Consider the following 19695-nt stretch of genomic DNA (forward strand, 5'->3'; position numbering starts at 1 on the left):
GCCCCCTGTCCTAGATCGTCAGGGGCGCGCACACTGAACGTACGACTGCGGACGCACCAGCCGCGTCGGACGGATCGGGGCAGAAAGGCGCGCTGCATGGACGTTCTCGGCAGCAGGCAACGGCACCGATGGGTGCCGACCTGGGCGGACGCCACGGCGTGGCGGCGCACGCCCGACGCCGCGCCGTGGCGGCGCGGCGATCTCACCTCGCCCTGGCAGCGCGGCGCCCTCGCCGCCCTGTGCGGCGCCCTGCCCGCCCTGGCGTTCCCCGCGCCGTCCTGGTGGTGGTTCGCGTACGTCGCGCTCGTGCCGTGGATCCTCCTCGCCCGCTCGGCGCCGACGCCCCGCCGCGCGGCGCTCGACGGGTGGCTCGGCGGGCTCGGCTTCATGGTCGCCGTGCACCACTGGCTGCTGCCGAGCCTGCACGTCTTCACGCTGGTCATCGCCGCGCTGCTGGGCCTGCTGTGGGCGCCGTGGGGCTGGCTCGTACGTCGCCTCCTCGGCGGTACGCCCGCCCCGGGGCGGGCCGCCGCGGCGCTGCTCGTCCTGCCGTCCGGCTGGCTGATGGTGGAGCTGGTGCGGTCCTGGGAGGGGCTCGGCGGGCCCTGGGGGCTGCTCGGCTCCAGCCAGTGGGAGGTGGAACCCGCGCTGCGGCTCGCGTCGGTCGGCGGGGTGTGGCTGGTCAGCGCGCTGGTCGTGGCCGTGAACACGGGTGTCGCCGTGCTCGCCACCAACCGGGGCGCCCGCGTCCCCGCCGTCGCCGGTCTCGTCGCCGTCGGCGCGGCCACCACGGCGGCCTGGACCTGGTCCCCGCGCCCCGAACCCGCGGGCCACATCCGCGTCGCCGTCGTCCAGCCGGGCGTCATGAACGGCGTGGACAGCGCCGACCAGCGGTTCAACCGCGAGGAACAGCTCACCCGCTCCCTGGCGGGCCGCGACCTGGACCTCGTGGTGTGGGGCGAGAGCAGCGTGGGCCACGACCTGGCCGACCGGCCCGACCTGGCCGGGCGCCTCACCGCGCTGTCCCGGCAGCTCGACGCCGACATCCTGGTGAACGTCGACGCCCGCCGCTCGGACCGTCCCGGCATCTTCAAGAGCTCGGTGCTCGTCGGCCCCGACGGACCGACGGGCGACCGCTACGACAAGATGCGCCTGGTCCCCTTCGGCGAGTACGTGCCCGCGCGCTCCCTGCTCGGCTGGGCGACCTCGGTGGGCAAGGCCGCGGGCGAGGACCGCAGGCGCGGCGACCGGCCCGTCGTGATGACCGTGGGGCAGGGGCTGCGGGTCGGTCCGCTGGTGTGCTTCGAGTCGGCGTTCCCCGACATGAGCCGCCACCTCACCCGCGAGGGCGCGCAGGTGCTGCTCGCCCAGTCCGCCACGTCGACGTTCCAGCACAGCTGGGCGCCCGAGCAGCACGCCTCGCTCGCGGCCGTGCGGGCCGCCGAGACCGGCCGCCCCATGGTGCACGCCACGCTCACCGGCGTCTCGGCCGTCTACGGCCCGAGCGGCGAACGCGTCGGCGCGCCGCTCGGCACGTCGGCGTCGAGCACCGCGGCGTACGACGTCCCGCTGGCCACCGGCACCACCTTGTACGTGCGGTTCGGCGACTGGCCGGTGCACGCGGCGCTGGTCGTCCTCGCGCTGCTGTGCGCGGCGGAGGGCGCGCGGGCGTTCAGGAGGCCTGCTCCTGAACGGCCCGCACCACCCGCTCACACAGCTCATGGCTAGCCAGCGCGTCCCGCGCGCTGAGCACCTTGCCCGCGCGCACGGAGTCGAGGAAGGCGAGCACGACCTGCTCGATGCCGCGCTGCCGCGCCACCGGCACCCAGTCGCCGCGCCGCCGCACGGTGGGCTGGCCCTTGTGGTCGATGACGTCGGCGAGGTTCAGGACCTGCCGCTTGGTGTCCTGGCCGGAGACTTCGAGGATCTCCTCGGTGGACCCGCTGAGGCGGTTCATCACGCCGATCGCGGTGAACCCGTCGCCCGCGAGCTGCAGCACGACGTGTTCGAGCAGTCCGTTCTCGACCCGGCCGCGCACCCCCACGTGGTCGATCTGGCCGGGCACGAGGAAGCGCAGGGTGTCGACGACGTGGATGAAGTCGTCCAGGACCATGGTGCGCGGGTCCTCCGGCAGGCCCACGCGGTTCTTCTGCATCAGGATCAGCTCGCGCGGGTGCTCGACGCACTGGGCGTAGCCGGGGGCGTAGCGGCGGTTGAAGCCGACGGTGAGGCTGACACCGCGCTCCTCGGCCAGCTCCACGAGCCGCTCGGATTCGGCGTACTCGTACGCGATCGGCTTGTCCACGTACGTCGCCACCCCGGCCTCCAGGAGGCGGCCGACGATCTCGGGGTGGACGGTGGTGGGCGCGTGCACGAAGGCCGCGTCGAGGCCCTGGGCGAGCAGCGCGTCCAGGTCGGTGTGGCGGCGGGGCTCCGCCACGTGGTGGACGGCGGCGACGCGCTCCAGGGTGGCGGGGGTGCGGGTCTGGAGGTGCAGTTCGACGCCGGGCCGGGTGGCGAGCACCGGGAGGTACGCCTTCTGCGCGATGTCGCCGAGTCCGATGCAGCCGACCTTCACCACTGTCTCCCTACCGTCGTGCCGGTTCACGCTCCTGCGCCCCCGAGCCTGTTCCCGCAGCATACGGGGGCTGGGGCGGGCGCCAGTCGGCGATGGAGGTGAAGCCCCGCAGGATCAGGTTCGGGCCGAGCCGCGATGCCGTCCTGAGCAGGGTGTCGCGCACGGCCCGTACGGGGCTGCCGGTGAGGTGGTTGAGGCGGGCGGCGCGGGCGGCCTTCCGTACGATCGCCGTGGTCCGCGGGACGCGGGCGGCGCTGTACGCGGCCAGGCCCGCGAAGAGGTCGGCGCGCGGTGCCGCGTGGTGGGCGAGCACGACGGCGTCCTCGATGGCCTGGTTGCCGCCCTGGGCGAGGGTGGGCGCCATGGCGTGCGCGGCGTCGCCGATGAGGGCCACGCGGCCACGGTGGTGGGCGGGCAGCGGCTCGATGAGGTGGCGCACGTCGTTGCGCAGGACGTCCTCGGGGCGGGCCGCGGCGATGATCGCGGGGATCGGGTCGTGCCAGCGGGCGAAGCGGCGCTCCAGTTCGGCCTTCTCGCTGTCGGGCGCGCGCCCGCCCTCGGGGACGAGCGCGGTGGCGTACGCGTACACACGGCCGTCCTTGAGTGGGTGGGTGCCCCAGACGCCGCCGCGGCCCCAGGTCTCGTGCGGCGCGAAGGGGCGCTCGGGCGCGGGCACGATGAGCCGCCAGGCGGTGAAGCCGGTGTACGCGGGCGCGGGGTGCGCGGGGAACAGGGCCGTCCGGACTGCGGAGTTGATGCCGTCGGCGCCGACGACGAGGTCGGCCTCGATGTCACCGTCACCGGTCGTGACGACGGCTCGGCGGCCGGGGCCGCCGGGGTCGGTGAGGCGGGCGTCAACGCCGGTGCGCAGGCAGTCGGCGGGCAGCTCGGCGACGAGCAGGTCGACGAGCGTCGCGCGGTGCAGCAGCACCAGCGTGCCGCCGAACGCCCGCTCCGTCGCGGCCGCGCTGGTCCGCACCAGCCAGCGCCCGTCCTGCGCCCGCACCCCGCCCGCACCCTCCCACGCGGCGAGCTCGCGCACCCGGTCGCCGAGGCCGAGCACGTCCAGGGCGCGCTGGGCGTTGGGGGCGAGGCCGATGCCGGAGCCGATGGGCTCCAGGGACCCGGCGCGCTCCAGCACGGTGACCCGCCAGCCCGCATTCCGCAGGCCGATGGCGGCGGTGAGCCCACCGATGCCGCCGCCGATGACAACGGCGTGGGGCTCGGGAGAATTCGCTGTTCCGGGCATGATCTCTCCTTGTCGCGCGCATACTTGACCAAGGCACCGGCGGAAACTACAGATGTAGTGCCGACAGCGAGACGCTACTACATCTGTAGTACAGACGGTAGGCTGGGCCACATGCCTGTACGTGCCACGGGGACAGCCCGCACCGAACTCATCGCCGACACCGCCCTGTCACTGCTCACCGAGCGCGGCATGCGCGGCCTCACCCACCGGGCCGTCGACGAGGCGGCGGGGCTCCCCCCGGGGTCGACGTCGAACCACGCCCGCACCCGGCTGGCCCTCCTGGAGGCCGCGGTCCGCCGCCAGGCCGAGCGCGAGAACGACGTCCTCACGCCGAGCGAACTGCCGGACCCGGCAGGTGACCGCGACACCCTGATCTCCGGACTCGCCGTCGCCCTGCACCGCTTCCTCACCGGCGACGACCACCGCGGCCTGCTCCTGTCCCGCTACGAACTGGCCCTGGAGGCCACCCGCCGCCCCGAACTGCGGTCGTACTACGACTCGGCGGGCGCCCAGTTCCGCGAGCCGCTGCGCGAACTGATGGTCGCCGCGGGCTCCAAGGACCCGGAGCGGCACACGTTGTCGCTGGTGGCGTGGTGCGACGGCATGATGTTCTCGTGCGTCGCGGGTTCGTACCACGCGGCCGCGCCGACGGTGGACGAACTGCGGGAGGGGTTCGGGGAGTTGCTGCGGGGGATGCTCGACGGGGGCGCGGGCGGGGCGGCTTAGCCCACGGAGCGGGGCCGCCTAGCCGACGACACGGGGTGGCTTGGCTCGCCAAGCGGGGCGGCCTGGCTCACGACGCAGGGCGCCCTGGCTCACGACGCAGGGCGGCTTAGCTGCTCACGAAGCGGGCGATGGCGTGCGCCGGTGTCACCCGTGCGGGGCATGCGGGTTCGTTCGTCGCCCCGGGGCACGCCGGGGGCAGCAGAGTGGCGCGGGTGCAGCGATCGACGACCACCTCGGTGCTTCTCGTGTCCGCGGCCGTGGCCGTGCTGGCTCTCTCCGGGTGCACGGGGGTGGAGCGGACGGCCGGTCGGGGCTCGGTGTCGGCGGGCCCGTCGACGCCCGCCCGGACGCCCTCGGCCCGGCCGCCGCGGGCGGTGCAGGCCCCGGCCCGCGACTCGCTGGAGCGCGGCGGCCCGGCGGCCACCCCGTCCCGTACCGCCTCCCCGCGGGCGAAGGCCACCCCGTCGGACCGGCCCTCGACCACCTCGCCCTCGCCCACCGGTGACGACGACGCCCGCAGTCGCGACAAGCGCCGAGGGCGCTCGGACCCGCCCCCGCACCGCCACGACGGACGGCACCAGGACCACCCCCGCCACGACGAGAAGTCACCCCGCTCCGACCCGCCGCCGCGCGCCCGCGTCGAGGTCGACCTGTGCGCGCTCGGCCGGACGCACGGGGGCTGGGAGCCGGACAGCCCGGAGGCGGCCATCTGCCGGGCGGCGTACGGGCGTTGAGGCCGGGTGGGGCAGGGTGAGCCCACGGACCCCCGGCTCGACCGCTACTCCTCCACCGCCCCCTCCCCCACCTGCGCCTCCAACCGGTCGAGCGCCGCCCTGATGCCGTCCCCGTAGCCGTCGTCGCCGAGTGCGCCCACCGCGCCGCGCGCGAGGCGCAGGTGGCTGCGGGCCGCGGCCGGGCGGGCGAGCTTCACATAGTCCGCGGCCAGGTTGAGGTGCAGCGAGGGGTAGAAGCCACGCACCGCGAGGGACTGGTGGTGGGCGCCGACGCGTTCGTCCGTCAGCTCGTGCGCCGCCGACAACGCCCTGAGGTCCCAGGCGAGTTCGTCCGCCGGGTCGTCCTGGGTGTCGGCCATGTAGTGCGCGAGGGTGCAGCGGTGCAGGGCGTCGCCCTCCTCGCCGATCTCCGACCAGAGCACGAGGAATCGGGTCCGCGCCTCCTCGCGGTCGCCCGCGTGCTGGAGCATGACCGCCTGCCCGATGCGGGTCATCACGGCGTCTTCGTCGTCCGTTGTCTGTTCCTGCCGCTCCGCCACCGCGTCGCCCTCCGCGTCCGCCGGACGTGCCGCGAGCCGGGCGGGGCCCCGCGGCAGGTCCGTCGTGTCAGTCGATCCGTCGGTCGTTCGTCAGCCGTGGGGCCGTCGGCCGGTGTCCGGCCACCGGCCCCACGAGTCGGTTCCGACGCTAGCGGCCACCACTGACAATCGCGGTCAGGCGCGGTGCGACGCGGGGCGCTCCCGCCTGCTCAGCCCAGGTCGGGGATGCGCCAGTCGATGGACTCGTGCCCCTGGGCCGCCACCGCCTCGTCGATCTGGGTGAAGGGCCGGGAGCCGAAGAACTTCTTCGCGGACAGCGGCGAGGGGTGCGCGCCCTTGACCACGACGTGCCGCTCCGTGTCGATGAGGGGCAGCTTCTTCTGGGCGTAGTTGCCCCACAGGACGAACACCGCCGGATCCGGGCGCTCGGCCACCGCGCGGATCACCGCGTCGGTGAACTTCTCCCAGCCCTTGCCCTTGTGGGAGTTGGCCTCGCCGGAGCGGACCGTCAGGACCGCGTTCAGGAGCAGCACGCCCTGCTGGGCCCACGGCATCAGATAGCCGTTGTCCGGCACCGGGTGGCCGAGCTCCTCCTTCAGCTCCTTGTAGATGTTCCGCAGCGAGGGCGGGGTCTTCACTCCGGGGCGGACCGAGAAGCACAGGCCGTGGCCCTGGCCCTCACCGTGGTAAGGGTCCTGGCCGAGGACGAGGACCTTCACCCGGTCGAAGGGTGTCGCCTCCAGCGCGGCGAACACCTCGTCGCGCGGCGGGAAGACCGGCCCCTTCGCACGCTCCTCCTCGACGAACTCGGTGAGCTCCTTGAAGTAGGGCTTCTGCAGTTCCTCGCCGAGGACTCCGCGCCAGGACGCGGGCAGCATGGCGATGTCGGTCACGTCAACAACCTCCGGGGTGCGTTCAGTTCTGCACCACAGAACCTACCGGCGGCCACTGACAATCCATCGCCCCCGGGCCCCGCCCCGCGCCCCGGGGCCGTCGCCTACCAGCTCGTCTTGCGCCCCAGCTCCCACATCATCATGATCGCCGAGGGGTCGAGGGCCCGCTCGGCACCCGAGATCTCCTCGCTCGCCATGACGTACTGCTTGCCCTGCCACAGCGGCAGCAGCCGCACGTCGTCGACGAGGATCCGCTGGGCGCGCTCGAACTGGTCCACGACGTTGCTCCGGTCGGCCTCGCGGCGCGAGCGCGGCAGCAGCTCGTCGGTGACCTCCGGCGACAGGTAGGGGATGTTGTGGACGTTGCGCGCGCCCACGAAGGGCGCGATGAAGTTGTCCGCGTCCGGGAAGTCCGGGAACCAGCCGCGCCCGAAGACCGGGTACTCGCCCCGCTTGTAGGCCGCGTCGAACTCCTTCCACGGCTTGCCCTTGATCGTGACCTTGAACAGGCCCGAGGCCTCCAGCTGCCGCTTGATCTCGGCGAACTCCGGAGCGGTGGCCGAGCCGTAGCGGTCGGTGGTGTACCAGAGGTTCAGCGGGACGCGCTCGGTGATGCCCGCCGCCGTCAGGATCCGCCGCGCCTTGGTCACGCTCGGGTTGCCGTAGGCGTCGAAGAAGCCCGTGCCGTGCCCGGTGACACCGCGCGGGACCATCGAGTACAGCGGCTCCACGGTGTCCTTGTAGATCTTGTGGGCGAGCGCGCCGCGGTCGATCACCTGGGCGAACGCCTTGCGCACGGCGGGCTTGCGGGCCCACGGGTCCTTGGGGTTGAAGACCAGGTAGCGGATCTCGGTCCCGGCGCCCTCGACGAGCCGGATGTCGCTCGCCTTGTCCGGGCCCTGCTGCGCCACGACGTCCCGGGCCGCGAGGCCGCGGAAGGTGACGTCGAGGTCCTTGTCGCGCAGCGCCTCGACCATGGCGTCGGAGTCGCGGAAGTAGCGGATGGTCACGGCGTCGTTCTTGCGGTCGGCCGCGCCTTCGTAGTGGCTGTTCTTGGTGAGTTCGGCCCGGTCACCGGGCTGGTAGCTCTTGAGGGAGTACGGCCCGGAGCCGTTGATCTCGTCGCCCTCGCGTATTTTGTCGGCCGGGTACTCGCGGGGGTCGACGATCGACATGGCGGGGGTGGCGAGGACGAACGGGAATGTGGCGTCGGGCTTGCGCAGCCGGAAGACGACAGTCCGGTCCCCCTTGGTCTGCACGGTCCGCAGCGCGCCCAGAAGTCCGGCCGGACCGCCCTTGACGTCGATGCGCCGCATCCGGTCGAAGGAGTACTTCACGGCCCGCGCGTCCAGCTCGTGGCCGTCGGAGAACTTCAGCCCGGCGCGCAACGTACACGTGTAGACCATGCTGCTGTCGTCCGTGAACCGACAGCGCTCGGCCGCGTCAGGCTGGGGCTCGGTGGCGCCGGACGGGAAGCTCAGGAGCGTCTGGAAGATGTTCCGGTACAGCTCCCAGGAGCCGTCGTACGCCGCCGCGGGATCGAGGGTGCTCGGCGCGCTCGTCGTACCGACCGTGATGGCGTCCCCGCCGTCCGAACCCTCGGAGGACAGCACGCCGCAGCCGGCGACGAGGGAAAGGGACGCGAGCAGCGTGACCGGCCGCAGACAACGCGGGTGAACTCTTCTGAACACGTGCACGCTCCTCGGTCTGCCGTGCCATGGATCGGCAGACCATACCGCAGTGCCCCGCCGTACCAACCCGGCTCACCGGCGGGGCACTTCATGCGTGAGAACGTCACGTACGTACGTCAATCCGGGCTTTCCCGGGGGTTCCTCCGGTTCTGTCGGGGAACGCCCGATCGCGTCAGCCGACGCCCGCGTTGAGGAACATGCCGCCGTCGACCTGAAGCGTCTGACCGGTGATCCAGTCGGACTGCTCAGAGGTCAGGAACGCGGCCGCGCCGCCGATGTCGGACGGCACGCCGAGACGGCCGAGCGGGTAGGCCGCGGCGGCCTCCTCCTCGCGGCCCTCGTAGAGCGCCTGCGCGAACTTGGTCTTCACCACGGCCGGAGCGATGGCGTTGACCCGCACCTTCGGCGCGAACTCGTGCGCGAGCTGCAGGGTCAGATTGACCATGGCGGCCTTGCTCATGCCGTACGCCCCGATGAACGGGGAGGGCGCGACGCCCGCGATGGAGGCGATGTTGACGATCGCGCCGCCGTGCTCGCTCTGCCATGCCTTCCAGGTGAGCTGGGCGAAGCCGAGCGCGGAGATCACGTTCGTCTCGAAGACCTTGCGGGCCACGTTCAGGTCCATGTCGGCCATCGGCCCGAACACCGGGTTCGTACCGGCGTTGTTGATGAGGAAGTCGACGCGGCCGAACGCCTCCATGGCGCGCTCCACGGCGACCGCCTGGTGGGCCTCGTCGTGGGCCTTGCCCGCGACGCCGATGACGCGGTCGGCGCCGAGCTTCTCCACGGCCTCCTTGAGCGCGTCCTCGTTGCGTCCGGTGATGCACACGCGGTCGCCGCGGGCGACCAGCGCCTCCGCGATGCCGTACCCGATGCCGCGGCTCGCCCCGGTGATGAGCGCCGCCTTGCCGCTGTCCTGCACTGCCATCTGTCCTGGTCCTTTGCGCTAGGTCTTGTGCTTGTCGGGCGGGGCGCTAGTTCAGCGGGCCGCCGGCCACGTACATGACCTGCCCGGACACAAAACCGGCCGCGTCGCCGGTGAAGAAGGCGATGGCGTTGGCGATGTCCTCCGGCCTGCCGACGCGCTGCACCGGGATCTGGGTGGCGGCCGCGGCCTGGAAGTCCTCGAAGCCCATGCCGACGCGCTCGGCGGTGGACTTGGTCATCTCGGTGACGATGAAGCCGGGCGCCACGGAGTTGGCGGTGATGCCGAACTTGCCGAGCTCCTTGGCGAGCGTCTTGGTGAAGCCCTGCATGCCCGCCTTGGCCGCCGCGTAGTTCACCTGGCCGCGGTTGCCCAGCGCGGAGGAGCTGGAGAGGTTGACGATGCGGCCGAAGCCCGCGTCCACCATGTGCGCCTGACAGGCGCGGGACATCAGGAAGGCGCCGCGCAGGTGCACGTTCATGACCGTGTCCCAGTCGGTGGCGCTCATCTTGAAGAGCAGGTTGTCGCGCAGCACGCCCGCGTTGTTGACCAGGATCGTGGGCGCGCCGAGCTCCGCCGCGATCCGGGTGACGGCGGCCTCGACCTGGGCCTCGTCGGCCACGTCGCAGCCCACGGCGATCGCCTTGCCACCGGCGGCGGTGATCTGCGCGACGGTGTCCTTGCAGGCGGCCTCGTCGAGGTCGATCACGGCGACGGCGCGGCCCTCGGCGGCGAGCCGGACGGCGGTCGCCGCGCCGATGCCTCGCGCTGCTCCGGTCACGACCGCGACGCGCTGCTCAGTGGTGGACATGCTGGCTCTCCTCGCCCTTGGGGTGCGGCTCTCATGCCGTGCGGATCTTCTGGAGGTGGGTGCCGCGGCGCACTCCCAGGTGAGCGACCGCTTAGTACCTTCAGCAGACGAGACGCTAGAAGCCCTGGCACCCGGTGTCAACGGCCCTCAGGCCACTGTGACTCATTACGTCTCCCCCAGGCCCGGAACCGCTAGCGCACCAGCAGCTCCACGAGGCGCTCCACCTCGGCCTCGGGGTCCGCGGTGAGGCCCGTGTGCACCGGTCCCGGCTGGACGACGGTGGAGCGCGGCGCGATCAGCCAGCGGAACCGCCGCCCCGCGTCGTCGCCCGCCGCCTGCCCGGCCGCGGCACCGCCCCGGCAGACGCCCTCGACGGCCCGCAGCGCCGTGCGCACGCCCGCCGCGTCGGCCTCCGGGTCCAGGGCGCGCAGCTTCGCCTCGTCCAGGTGCGTGCGGGCGGCCACGTAGGACTTGGCGCGGCAGTAGAGCACCACGCCCGCGTTGAACTGCTCACCGCGCTCCACGCGCGGCACGACACGCAGCAGCGCGTACTCGAAGACGTCCCGCGCGGGGGCGCCGTTCGGCTCGGTCGTCTCGCTCACTTCGCGGCGCCTTCCAGGGTGATGCGTTCGTGGATGCTCTCCGCGCGCGGGAGCAGCGTTTCGGCGTACGCGTGCCGCACCTCGTCGGGGGTGTCGAAGCCTGCCTCGTCGGCCAGCCAGACGTCGGGCACGTCGGCGGTCACCTCGGCGAGGAGGTCCGCGGTGACCCGGGGGGCGAGGTCGGCGGCGGCCGCGGCGACGTCGGGGGCGTAGCGGGCGAGGACGTGGTCCGAGGCGTCGTACGGCTTGGTGGCGGCGGCCCGGGCCGTCGGCCAGTTGTGGTGCCAGATCATGCTCGCGCCGTGGTCGATGAGCCAGACGTCGCCGTGCCACACCAGGAGGTTCGGGTTGCGCCAGGAGCGGTCCACGTTGTTGATCAGCGCGTCGAACCAGATGACGCGCCCGGCCTCCAGCGGGTCCACCTCGAAGGCCAGCGGGTCGAAGCCGAGGGCGCCCGGCAGATAGTCCATGCCCAGGTTGAGCCCGCCGCTGGACTTCAGGAGCTGCTGCACCTCCTGGTCCGGCTCGCCGAGGCCGAGGACCGGGTCGAGCCGGATGCCCGCGAGCCCCGGCACGCGCAGCCCGAGGCGGTGCGCGAGCCGCCCGCAGATCACCTCGGCGACGAGCGTCTTGCGGCCCTGGCCCGCGCCCGTGAACTTCATGACGTACGTCTCGTAGGCGCCGCGGCCGTCGTCGGTCTCGACGAGTCCGGGCAGCGATCCGCCCTCACGCAGCGGCGTGACGTACCGGACGGCGGTGACTTCGGTGAGCATTGCCCCAGGTTACTGCCGGGGTCCGGCACTCCGGCCGCTCCCCCGGGCCCTCGCCCGCCCCCCGCCTCCCCGCCTCGGTGGTGTCTACAGTCACTCCATGAACTCCTCTGAACTCCCGGCCCAGTTCGCCTCTGAACTCCCGGCCCAGTTCGCCCGCACGCACCGCTACGCCTTCGGGGTGCCGCGCGGCTTCACCGTGTCGCGGGACGGCACCCGTGTGCTCTTCGTGCGCTCGACGGCGGGCGACGATCCGGTCAGCAGGTTGTGGCTGTACGAGGTCGGGGGCGGGGTGGGGGATGGCAGCGGGGGCGAGCGCGGCGTCGAGCGGATGCTCGCGGATCCGCTCGCCCTTGGCGCCGCCGGGCCGGTGCCCGAGGCCGAGCGGGTCCGCAGGGAACGCGCGCGGGAGGCGTCCCAAGGAGTCGTGTCGTTCGCCACCGACGACCACGCGCGCGTGGTCGCCTTCGCGGTGTCCGGTGCCCTGTGGACGGTCCGCACGGACTGCGGCGCGCCGCGCCGGATCGGCACCCCGGGCCCCGTGGTCGACCCCCGCCCCTCGCCCGACGGCTCGCTCATCGCGTACGTCACCGGGGGCGCCCTGCGCGTGGTGGGCGCCGACGGCACGGGCGACCGGGCGCTCGCCGAGCCCGAGGGCGACGAGGTGACGTACGGGCTCGCCGACCATGTCGCCGCCGAATCCATGGACCGGCACCGGGCGTTCTGGTGGTCGCCGGACGGCGACGCCCTTCTCGTCGCGCGCGTGGACACCGCGCGCGTGCAGCGCTGGTGGCTCTCCGACCCGGCCCGTCCGGAGCAGCCGCCGCGCTCGGTGCCCTACCCGGCGGCGGGCACCGACAACGCGGAGACGAGCCTGCACATCCTGCGTACGGACAGCTCGCGCGTTGCTGTCCGTACGCCGTCGAAGGCATCGGAGCACCCGTCGGCGCACGCGGTGTCCTCGAACTGCTCGAAACACTCAGACCACTCGGCGCGCTCAGGGAATCGCGACGCGGCCGCGTGGACAGACGCCGCGTTCGACTACGTCCTGCGGGCGTCCTGGGACGCGCACAGCCCCCTGGTCACGCTCCAGACCCGTGATCAGCGCTCCGTGTCCGTCCTGGCGCTGGACCCGGGGAGCGGCGAGTGCCGCCTGGTCGACCAGCAGCACGAGAGCCCGTGGCTCGGCCTCGTACCGGGCACCCCGGCCCGGCTTGCGAACGGCACGCCCGTGCTGCACCGACTCGTCGACGCCGACACGGCGGGTGTGCGCGTGGGGGACACGGAGACGCCGCCGGGGCTGCATGTACGCGCGGTGCTCGCTGTCGGGGGCGGGCGGGTCTGGTTCACCGCGTCGGACGAGCCTACGGAGGTGCACGTCTGGTCGTTGACCGTGGACGGTGAGTCCAGCAAGTCCGCCCCGGTGCGCCTCAGCCAGGGCCCCGGCGTGCACACTGCCGCCATCGGCGGCGACACCGTGGTCCTCGACAGCCGGACGCCGGACGGCCACACGGTGACAGTGCTGCGCACCGGGCAGCCCGTGGGACAGATAGCGGTGCTCTCCGAAGAGCCCGTCCTGACCCCGAAGCCCCGTCATCTCACCCTCGGGGAACGCGAGTTGCGCGGCGCGCTGTTCCTGCCGTCGTGGCACGAGCAGGGCTCCGGGAAGCTGCCGGTGCTGCTGTGCCCGTACTCGGGGCCCTCGCTGCAACTCGTGGTGCACGCGCGCGCGTGGTGGACGGTCGTCGCCCAGTGGTTCGCCGAGCAGGGCTTCGCGGTGCTGATCGCAGACGGGCGGGGCACGCCGGGGCGCGGGCCGGCCTGGGAACACGCGGTGCACGGCGATCAGTTGACGCCCGTCCTCGACGACCAGGTGGCCGCGGTGCGCGCCGCGGCCGAGCTGTTTCCGGACCTTGACCTGGAGCGGGTGGGCATCCGTGGCTGGTCCTTCGGCGGCTATCTCGCGGCGGGCGCGGTGCTGCACCGGCCGGATGTCTTCCACGCGGCGGTGGCCGGGGCGGCACCCTCGGACCTGCGGCTGTACGACACGTACTGGAAGGAGCGTTTCCTCGGGCACCCGGACGTCCAGCCCGAGCACTACGAACGCTGCTCCCTGCTGGCGCACGCGCACCGTCTGTCGCGTCCGTTGCTGCTGGCCCACGGCCTGTCCGACGACAACGTCCTGCCGGTGCACACGCTCCGCCTGTCGTCGGCGCTGCTCGCGGCGGGGCGACCGCACACGGTCCTGCCGCTGCCCGGGGCGAGCCATCTGGTGGCCCAGGAGGACGTTGCGGCCAATCTGCTGAATCTGGAGCTCGACTTCCTGAAAAGGTCCTTGAACGGCTGAACAACTCCGCGCCGCCGTCCGTACCATCCGGCATGACTGCTTCCAGGGAAGACAGGGCCGAAACCGCCGAGCAGCACCTGCCGACGGCGGACAGCCCCACCACAGCCCTCGCCGCACGCTCCTCGGGCCTCTGCCTGAGCACCTCCCCGAACCCCACCCGCTCCCCCAGCCCCACCCGTCGCACCGTCGTCACCGCGGTGGGCGCCGTGGGCCTGGTCACCGCGCTCGTCGCCTGCGGCTCGGAGGACGACAAGGGGTCGTCGGAACCGGCCGGGGAGGCCGGTGACGCCTCGGAGAACGAGGAGGACGGCGGCGCCGGCGGCGCCGTGCTGGCCAAGACGGCGGACATCCCGGTGGGCGGCGGCAAGATCTTCAAGGACGAGGAAGTGGTGGTCACCCAGCCGAAGAAGGGCGAGTTCAAGGCCTTCTCGAACCGCTGCACGCACAAGGGGTGCGCCGTGACGAGCGTCGAGGGCGGCACCATCAACTGCCCCTGTCACGGCAGCAAGTTCGACATCACCGACGGCAGCGTGCAGCAGGACCCGGCGCCGAAGCCGCTGCCCGCGGCGAAGATCACCGTCGAGGGCGACTCCATCAAGCTGGCCTGACGCGGGACCTCGAACCGGCCCGACGCGGGAGACGGGTCGGCGCGCACGGCGGCCCGCCCCGCCGTGCGCGACCAGCGCCCGCCACGCCGTCGGGCCACGGGCCGCACCGAGCCGGGACTACCCGGAGCGGCGCGGCCCTTGCCACGCGCCCAGGACCTCCTCCGTCGAGGTGACCGTGGCGACCAGGGCGAGGGTGTTGCTGACCAGCGCGGGCGTGTAGTCGGCAGGGACGCCCGCGATGGCGTCGGCGGGCACGACAGCGGTGTAGCCGAGGTTCACCGCGTCGAAGACGGCGTTCGGTATCGCCACGTTGGCCGAGACACCGGTCACGACGAGCGTGCGGCAGCCCAGATTGCGCAGCAGCGCGTCGACGTCGGTGCCCGCGATCGGCGACAGGCCGTGCAGGCGGCGTACGACGAAGTCCTCCTCGGCGACCTCGATCGGCGCCGCGATCCGCACGGCCGTGGTGCCGGAGAGCTGCTGCACAGGCAGCCGTTCGGCGGCGCGGAAGAGCCGTGCGTTGCGGTTGGCGCCGCGTCCGTCGGGGCGGCGTTCGGCGACGGCGTGCAGCACCTGGACGCCGCCGAGGTGGGCGGCCTTCACCAGCCGGGCGACGTTGGTGAGCGCGCCGGACGAGCGTGCCTCCTTGGCGAGTTCGGGCAGCGCGCTGTCGGTCCCGACGACGCCCTGTTGGCACTCGACGGTCATCAGGACGGTGCTTGCGGGGTCGACGATCTCCCTGAGCTGTGCGTACGACGGCATGCTTCCCCCTGTCGCGGGCCACGGGCCGGTCGGTGCCGCGCGCCTGCCGGGCATCGGCTCCCCGCAGGCGGGTGATCGCGGTGCGCGGGAGGTTAACCGGCATTGCGTCACGGCGGAAGACGCCTCATGCTTCTCTGACGGTCAGTCAGTTCTGTGCCGGGCCCGTGGGCCGACTGGGCGCAGCGGCAAGGGGAGGACGACGCATGGCCACCACACAGCGGCGCGGTCGCCGGATCATGATGACGCCGGGCGAGCTGGACGCTTTCCTCGCCGCCGAACGCACCTGCCGGGTGGCGACGGTGTCCGCCGACGGCGCCCCGCACGTCAGCGCGTTGTGGTTCGCGTGGGACGGCACGTCCCTGTGGCTGTACTCGATCACGCGCAGCAAGCGCTGGGCGGAGCTGCGCCGCGACCCGCGGCTCGCCGTGGTCGTCGACGCCGGTGAGCAGTACGGGGAGTTGCGCGGCGTGGAGCTGACGGGCACCGCGGAGTTCGTCGGCGAGTCGCCGCGCACCGGGGAGCCGTGCCCCGAACTCGACGTGCCGGAGCGCCTGTTCGCCCGCAAGAACTTCGGCCTGGAGGAGATGGTGCACGACGGCAGGCACGCGTGGCTGCGGCTGACGCCGGACGCGATCGCGTCCTGGGACTTCCGGAAGCTGGCGCAGCCTTAGGGCGTGTCCGATGGGTCGGCGCGGCGTCGCGTGGGTCGGCGCGGCGTCGCGACGCCTGGCACGCACGCTCGCCGCGGCGCCGAAGCGCCCCAGCCGTCGCCGCGGTTGCCGTCGCCCTGGCCGACCGCACGTCGGCGCCCGCTTGCGCCGACCGCACGCCAGCCCCGGGCCGCGGGCCGACCTCAAGCCACCCCGACCGGCCCCGCCCACCACACCGACTCCCCCATCACCCCAACCCGGCCCCCGCCACCCGCAACGCCTCCACCGCCGCCCGGATCGACGGCCGCCGGTCGGCGTCCGCGCGCCACACCACATACACATGCCGCCGCACCCGGTGCCGCACCGGCACCGTGCGCACGCCCGGCGGCATCGGGTCACGGCCGAGCCGCGGCGCCACGCAGACCCCGAGCCCGGCGGCGACCAGCGCGAGCTGCGTGTGGTGCTCCTCCGCGCGGTGCCCGATGCGCGGCTCGAAGCCCTTCGCACGCAGCGTGAACATCAGCCACTCGTGGCAGAACTCGCCGTCCGCCCACGTGATCCACTCGTCGTCGGCGAAGTCCTCCAGGTCCACCTCCGCGCAGTCGGCCATCGGGTGGGCGACCGGCATCGCGACGTCCGCCGGGTCGTCGATGAGCGGCGCCTTCATCAGGCCGTCGGGCACCGGCAGCGGCTTGTTGTACCAGTCCAGGACCACCGCCAGGTCGAGGTCGCCGCGCACCACGCCGTTGACCCCCTGCTGGGGCTCCAGCTCCTGGGCGCCGACGCGCAGGCCGGGGTGGCGCACGCGCAGGGACGACAGAGCGGCCGGAAGCAGCCCGCGCATCGCCGTCGGGAAGGCGGAGATCCGCAGCTCCCCGACCGCCTGGCCGCGCTGCCGCTCCAGGTCCGACTGGGCCAGCTCGACCTGGGACAGGATGCGCGCCGCGTGCTCGGCGAGCAGCCGTCCGGCGTCGGTGAGGCGCACACCCCGGCCGTTCTTCGCGAGCAGCTGCTGACCCACCTCCCGCTCCAGCTTGGTCATCTGCTGGGAGACGGCGGACGTGGTGACATGCAGACCCGCCGCGGCGCCGCTCACCGAGCCGTGCCGCGCGAGGGCGTCGAGGGTCCGCAGGCGCTCCAGGTTCAACATGTAAGCAATGCTACGCGATATCGGGCAATAAATCTCGCTTGTACTAAGACGTTGAATGCCCCAGGGTGGCTTGCATGAGCACCTCCGCGGCCCCTTCCGCGCCGACCTCCGCCTCCGAGCCGACCGCACCGTCGGACCCCCGCACCACACCCGGCACGCGCACCGGGTCCACGAAGCCCGTCAGGTCCGCGACCTCCGCCGCGGACTCCGCCACACGGGCGGGCGGGCGCCGCGCCTTCGACTGGCGCGTGCGCTTCGCCGTCCTGTCCCTGATCTGGGGCTTCAGCTTTCTCCTGATCAAGGTCGGCACGGAGGGGTACGCACCGTTCCAGGTCACCTTCGGGCGGCTCTTCTTCGGCACGGCGGTGGTCGCGGCCGTCCTGATCGTCAAGCGCGAGCGGCTGCCCCGCTCGCCGCGCACCTGGGCGCATCTGGCGGTGGCGGCGCTGCTGCTCAACGCCCTGCCGTTCTCCCTCTTCGCCTACGCCGAGCTGACGATCCCGTCGACGCTGGCGGGGATCTGCAACGCGACGTCGCCGCTGTGGGGCATGGTCCTTTCGCTCGCCGCGCTCTCCGAGGACCGCCCGACGCGGCGCCGGGTCGCTGGGCTCGCGCTCGGCTTCGTCGGGGTGCTCACGGTGCTCGGCGCCTGGCAGGGCTTCAGCGACCTGGAGCCGCGCGGCACGGCCATGGCGCTGCTCGCCTCGCTGAGCTATCCGATCGGCTGGATCTACGTACGCCGCACGCTGGCGGGCTCCGGCCACTCGAACCTCGCCCTGACGGGCACGCAACTGCTCCTGGCCACCCTTGAACTCGCCGTCGTGACGCCCCTGTTCACGTCCATGCCGACCCACCTCCCGGTGGTGCCGCTGCTCGCGATCGTCGCCCTGGGCGCGCTCGGCACGGGCATCGCGTTGCTCATCCAGTACGGCATCGTCGCCGAGGTCGGCCCGACGATGGCCCAGATGGTCACGTACTTCATCCCCGTCATCGCGACGGCGGCGGGCGTCGCGGTGCTCGGCGAGTCGCTGACCTGGACGACACCGGTCGGGGCCGTCGTCATCCTGGCGGGCGCGGCACTCACCCAGTCCAGGGCACGGGGCCGCGCACCCCGGAGTTCGTAGCGCGCCCGGGGGTTCGCAGCAGGCCCCGGGTCCGCGGCGCGCACCCGGCAACACAGCGCACCCCTGGGAAGCAGCCGCACCCGAGGCGACGCCCCCGCCCTCAGCCCACCTCCCCCTCAGCCATACCTCCGCGCGGGCACCGGCCCGACCGCCGCCGCGACCGCGTCGGCCACCGCCTCGATGTCCTCACCCGACAAGGTGGAGACGGTGATCCGCACCCCCGGGGGCGAATCGAGCCGGTACCGAGCCCCCGGCGACACCGCCCAGCCCGCGTGCAGCAGGCTCGCGACCACGCCGGTCTCGTCGGGCACCGGCACCCACACGTTCATCCCGCTGCGGCCGTGGGCCGTGACGCCGCGCGCGGCGAGCGCGTCGATCAGCGCGTCCCGTCTGCGGCCGTACGCCGCCGCCACCTCGCGTGCGTCCACCGCCCCGCCCTCCCACAGGCGCGCGACGGCCCGCTGGAGCACCTTGCTGACCCAGCCGGGGCCGAACCGGATCCGCCCCTGCACCCGGTCGACCGTCTCCGGGTCCCCGGTGAGCACGGCGAGCCGCAGGTCCGGGCCGTAAGCCTTGGCGGTGGAGCGGACGAAGGCCCACGCGTGCGTGACGCCCGTCAGGGTGTGCAGCGGCAGGTCGACGATGCCGTGGCCGTGATCGTCCTCGACGACCAGCGTCTCCTGGTGCGCGGCCAGGACGTCGCGCACGGCACGCGCGCGTGCGGCGCTGATGGCAGCGCCGGTCGGGTTCTGGGCACGACCCGTGACGACCAGTGCCCGCGCGCCGGAGCGCAGCGCCCGCTCCACGCCGTCGGGCAGCGGTCCGTCGTCGTCCACCGGCACCGGCACCGGCCGGAACCCGAGCCCGGACACGAGGTCGAGCACGCTCCCCCAGCCCGGGTCCTCGACGGCCACGGCGTCGCCCATCTTGAGGCGCACGGTGAGCACCCGCTCGATGGCGTCGAGCGCCCCGGACGTGAGCGCGATCGGCCCGTCCGGCACCCCGTCCGCGTCCAGCGCCGCGCGCGCGAGCCGCCCGAACTCCGGCACCACCGGCGCCTCCCCGTACAGAGCGGGAGCCCGGTCCGCCTGCTTCGCGGCCGCCGCGAAGGCCTCGGCGAGGGGCGGCAGCAGGGCCGTGTCCGGATTGCCGCTCGCCACGTCGCGCACACCGGGTGGCACGTCGAGGCGGCTGTAGTCGCGGGCCGTCGTGGCGGGCTTGCTGCGGACGCGACTGCCACGCCGCCCCGCCGTCTCGATGACCCCGCGCTCACGCAGCGTGCGATACGCGGCCGCGACCGTATTGGGATTGACGCCCAACTGAACCGCCAACTCCCGCATCGGAGGCAGCGATTGGCCCGGCTCCAGCGCACCGCCGCTCACCGCGCGCTCGACGCTCGACGCGATCTCGGCTGCGCCGCGCCCTTCGATCGGATAGTCTCCTAGCACAAAGTTCATTATGCACTAGTGCAATGACCCTGGCAACCAGTAGAGTCAGCAGGGTTCGGCACGACGCAGCCAGACCCGCAGGACCCCG

19 protein-coding genes are annotated in these 19695 nt (G+C 73.2%); 7 read left to right on the forward strand and 12 right to left on the reverse strand.

Features of this window, described 5'->3' with window-relative positions; translation table 11 throughout:
- Nucleotides 1–96 precede the first annotated feature (96 nt).
- Nucleotides 97–1728, forward strand: a complete 1632-nt coding sequence (gene lnt, locus IE274_RS35610; protein WP_190120079.1) for an apolipoprotein N-acyltransferase — start codon at nucleotides 97–99, stop codon at nucleotides 1726–1728.
- Here lnt and IE274_RS35615 read toward each other — a convergent pair.
- Both IE274_RS35615 and IE274_RS35620 read right to left on the reverse strand, forming a co-directional pair.
- Nucleotides 1673–2578 carry a Gfo/Idh/MocA family protein gene (locus IE274_RS35615; RefSeq protein WP_190120080.1) on the reverse strand — a complete coding sequence of 302 codons (906 nt, stop codon included), beginning with the start codon at nucleotides 2576–2578 and terminating at the stop codon, nucleotides 1673–1675. The genes lnt and IE274_RS35615 overlap by 56 nt on opposite strands.
- 10 nt (nucleotides 2579–2588) lie before the next feature.
- Nucleotides 2589–3827, reverse strand: coding sequence for an FAD-dependent monooxygenase (locus IE274_RS35620; protein WP_190120081.1), 1239 nt, complete (start codon nucleotides 3825–3827; stop codon nucleotides 2589–2591).
- A 111-nt stretch (nucleotides 3828–3938) separates the two neighbouring features.
- On the opposite strand from IE274_RS35620, the gene IE274_RS35625 reads away from it, so the two are divergent.
- Nucleotides 3939–4553, forward strand: a complete 615-nt coding sequence (locus tag IE274_RS35625) for a TetR/AcrR family transcriptional regulator (protein ID WP_190120082.1) — start codon at nucleotides 3939–3941, stop codon at nucleotides 4551–4553.
- A gap of 212 nt (nucleotides 4554–4765) precedes the next feature.
- The gene (locus IE274_RS35630) at nucleotides 4766–5287 is read left to right on the forward strand and encodes a hypothetical protein (protein WP_229910019.1); all 522 of its coding nucleotides are present in this window, start codon (nucleotides 4766–4768) and stop codon (nucleotides 5285–5287) included.
- A gap of 44 nt (nucleotides 5288–5331) precedes the next feature.
- Here the strand turns inward: IE274_RS35630 and IE274_RS35635 are convergent, their stop codons facing one another.
- From IE274_RS35635 to IE274_RS35665, 7 genes are all read right to left on the reverse strand, one after another.
- Nucleotides 5332–5826, reverse strand: coding sequence for a hypothetical protein (locus IE274_RS35635; RefSeq protein ID WP_190120083.1), 495 nt, complete (start codon nucleotides 5824–5826; stop codon nucleotides 5332–5334).
- A gap of 209 nt (nucleotides 5827–6035) precedes the next feature.
- Entirely contained in the window at nucleotides 6036–6719 is a 684-nt protein-coding gene (ung, locus tag IE274_RS35640) for a uracil-DNA glycosylase (protein ID WP_190120084.1), read from the reverse strand.
- A 104-nt stretch (nucleotides 6720–6823) separates the two neighbouring features.
- Nucleotides 6824–8410: an ABC transporter substrate-binding protein gene (locus IE274_RS35645; RefSeq protein ID WP_190120085.1), complete on the reverse strand. Its 1587-nt coding sequence runs from the start codon at nucleotides 8408–8410 to the stop codon at nucleotides 6824–6826.
- Between the two features lie 172 nt (nucleotides 8411–8582).
- On the reverse strand, nucleotides 8583–9338 hold the full coding sequence (locus IE274_RS35650) for an SDR family oxidoreductase (RefSeq protein WP_190120086.1): 756 nt from the start codon (nucleotides 9336–9338) through the stop codon (nucleotides 8583–8585).
- Nucleotides 9339–9384: 46 nt separating this feature from the next.
- Nucleotides 9385–10146: a 3-oxoacyl-ACP reductase FabG gene (gene fabG, locus IE274_RS35655; protein ID WP_190120087.1), complete on the reverse strand. Its 762-nt coding sequence runs from the start codon at nucleotides 10144–10146 to the stop codon at nucleotides 9385–9387.
- Between the two features lie 191 nt (nucleotides 10147–10337).
- Nucleotides 10338–10748 (reverse strand): DUF3037 domain-containing protein, encoded by a 411-nt coding sequence (locus IE274_RS35660; protein WP_190120088.1) that lies wholly within the window; start codon nucleotides 10746–10748, stop codon nucleotides 10338–10340.
- On the reverse strand, nucleotides 10745–11521 hold the full coding sequence (locus tag IE274_RS35665) for a HipA family kinase (RefSeq protein WP_190120089.1): 777 nt from the start codon (nucleotides 11519–11521) through the stop codon (nucleotides 10745–10747). Before IE274_RS35665 ends, IE274_RS35660 begins: the two co-directional genes overlap by 4 nt.
- A gap of 97 nt (nucleotides 11522–11618) precedes the next feature.
- Here IE274_RS35665 and IE274_RS35670 point away from each other — a divergent pair, with 97 nt between their 5' ends.
- Together IE274_RS35670 and IE274_RS35675 are read left to right on the forward strand one after the other, a co-directional pair.
- The gene (locus IE274_RS35670) at nucleotides 11619–13865 is read left to right on the forward strand and encodes a S9 family peptidase (protein WP_190120090.1); all 2247 of its coding nucleotides are present in this window, start codon (nucleotides 11619–11621) and stop codon (nucleotides 13863–13865) included.
- Nucleotides 13866–13897: 32 nt separating this feature from the next.
- Nucleotides 13898–14473, forward strand: a complete 576-nt coding sequence (locus tag IE274_RS35675) for a Rieske (2Fe-2S) protein (protein WP_190120091.1) — start codon at nucleotides 13898–13900, stop codon at nucleotides 14471–14473.
- 117 nt (nucleotides 14474–14590) lie between these two features.
- Here IE274_RS35675 and IE274_RS35680 read toward each other — a convergent pair whose 3' ends face one another.
- Nucleotides 14591–15235, reverse strand: coding sequence for a cysteine hydrolase family protein (locus IE274_RS35680; RefSeq protein ID WP_190120092.1), 645 nt, complete (start codon nucleotides 15233–15235; stop codon nucleotides 14591–14593).
- A 203-nt stretch (nucleotides 15236–15438) separates the two neighbouring features.
- Between IE274_RS35680 and IE274_RS35685 the strand changes: the two genes are divergently transcribed.
- Nucleotides 15439–15906 carry a pyridoxamine 5'-phosphate oxidase family protein gene (locus tag IE274_RS35685; protein WP_190120093.1) on the forward strand — a complete coding sequence of 156 codons (468 nt, stop codon included), beginning with the start codon at nucleotides 15439–15441 and terminating at the stop codon, nucleotides 15904–15906.
- 226 nt (nucleotides 15907–16132) lie between these two features.
- On the opposite strand, the gene IE274_RS35690 is transcribed toward IE274_RS35685, so the two are convergent.
- A complete protein-coding gene (locus IE274_RS35690) occupies nucleotides 16133–17035 on the reverse strand; it encodes a LysR family transcriptional regulator (RefSeq protein WP_190120094.1) in 903 nt (300 codons plus the stop codon).
- 74 nt (nucleotides 17036–17109) lie between these two features.
- On the opposite strand from IE274_RS35690, the gene IE274_RS35695 reads away from it, so the two are divergent.
- Nucleotides 17110–18159, forward strand: coding sequence for a DMT family transporter (locus IE274_RS35695; protein WP_190120095.1), 1050 nt, complete (start codon nucleotides 17110–17112; stop codon nucleotides 18157–18159).
- 116 nt (nucleotides 18160–18275) lie between these two features.
- Here IE274_RS35695 and IE274_RS35700 read toward each other — a convergent pair whose 3' ends face one another.
- Complete coding sequence (locus IE274_RS35700) at nucleotides 18276–19607, reverse strand: aminotransferase class I/II-fold pyridoxal phosphate-dependent enzyme (protein WP_190120096.1); 1332 nt, start codon at nucleotides 19605–19607, stop codon at nucleotides 18276–18278.
- Between the last annotated feature and the right edge of the window lie 88 nt (nucleotides 19608–19695).

The organism is Streptomyces flavofungini, assembly GCF_014650815.1.
Classification (GTDB): domain Bacteria; phylum Actinomycetota; class Actinomycetes; order Streptomycetales; family Streptomycetaceae; genus Streptomyces; species Streptomyces flavofungini.

What these genes read in the sequence shown, in the direction of transcription:
- IE274_RS35620 (WP_190120081.1), bottom strand. Translation starts at nt 3,827, where the DNA reads ATGCCCGGAACAGCGAATTCTCCCGAGCCCCACGCCGTTGTCATCGGC.
- IE274_RS35665 (WP_190120089.1), bottom strand. Translation starts at nt 11,521, where the DNA reads ATGCTCACCGAAGTCACCGCCGTCCGGTACGTCACGCCGCTGCGTGAG.
- IE274_RS35690 (WP_190120094.1), bottom strand. Translation starts at nt 17,035, where the DNA reads ATGTTGAACCTGGAGCGCCTGCGGACCCTCGACGCCCTCGCGCGGCAC.
- IE274_RS35685 (WP_190120093.1), top strand. Translation starts at nt 15,439, where the DNA reads ATGGCCACCACACAGCGGCGCGGTCGCCGGATCATGATGACGCCGGGC.
- IE274_RS35650 (WP_190120086.1), bottom strand. Translation starts at nt 9,338, where the DNA reads ATGGCAGTGCAGGACAGCGGCAAGGCGGCGCTCATCACCGGGGCGAGC.
- IE274_RS35675 (WP_190120091.1), top strand. Translation starts at nt 13,898, where the DNA reads ATGACTGCTTCCAGGGAAGACAGGGCCGAAACCGCCGAGCAGCACCTG.
- IE274_RS35670 (WP_190120090.1), top strand. Translation starts at nt 11,619, where the DNA reads ATGAACTCCTCTGAACTCCCGGCCCAGTTCGCCTCTGAACTCCCGGCC.
- fabG (WP_190120087.1), bottom strand. Translation starts at nt 10,146, where the DNA reads ATGTCCACCACTGAGCAGCGCGTCGCGGTCGTGACCGGAGCAGCGCGA.
- IE274_RS35680 (WP_190120092.1), bottom strand. Translation starts at nt 15,235, where the DNA reads ATGCCGTCGTACGCACAGCTCAGGGAGATCGTCGACCCCGCAAGCACC.
- lnt (WP_190120079.1), top strand. Translation starts at nt 97, where the DNA reads ATGGACGTTCTCGGCAGCAGGCAACGGCACCGATGGGTGCCGACCTGG.
- IE274_RS35695 (WP_190120095.1), top strand. Translation starts at nt 17,110, where the DNA reads ATGAGCACCTCCGCGGCCCCTTCCGCGCCGACCTCCGCCTCCGAGCCG.
- IE274_RS35625 (WP_190120082.1), top strand. Translation starts at nt 3,939, where the DNA reads ATGCCTGTACGTGCCACGGGGACAGCCCGCACCGAACTCATCGCCGAC.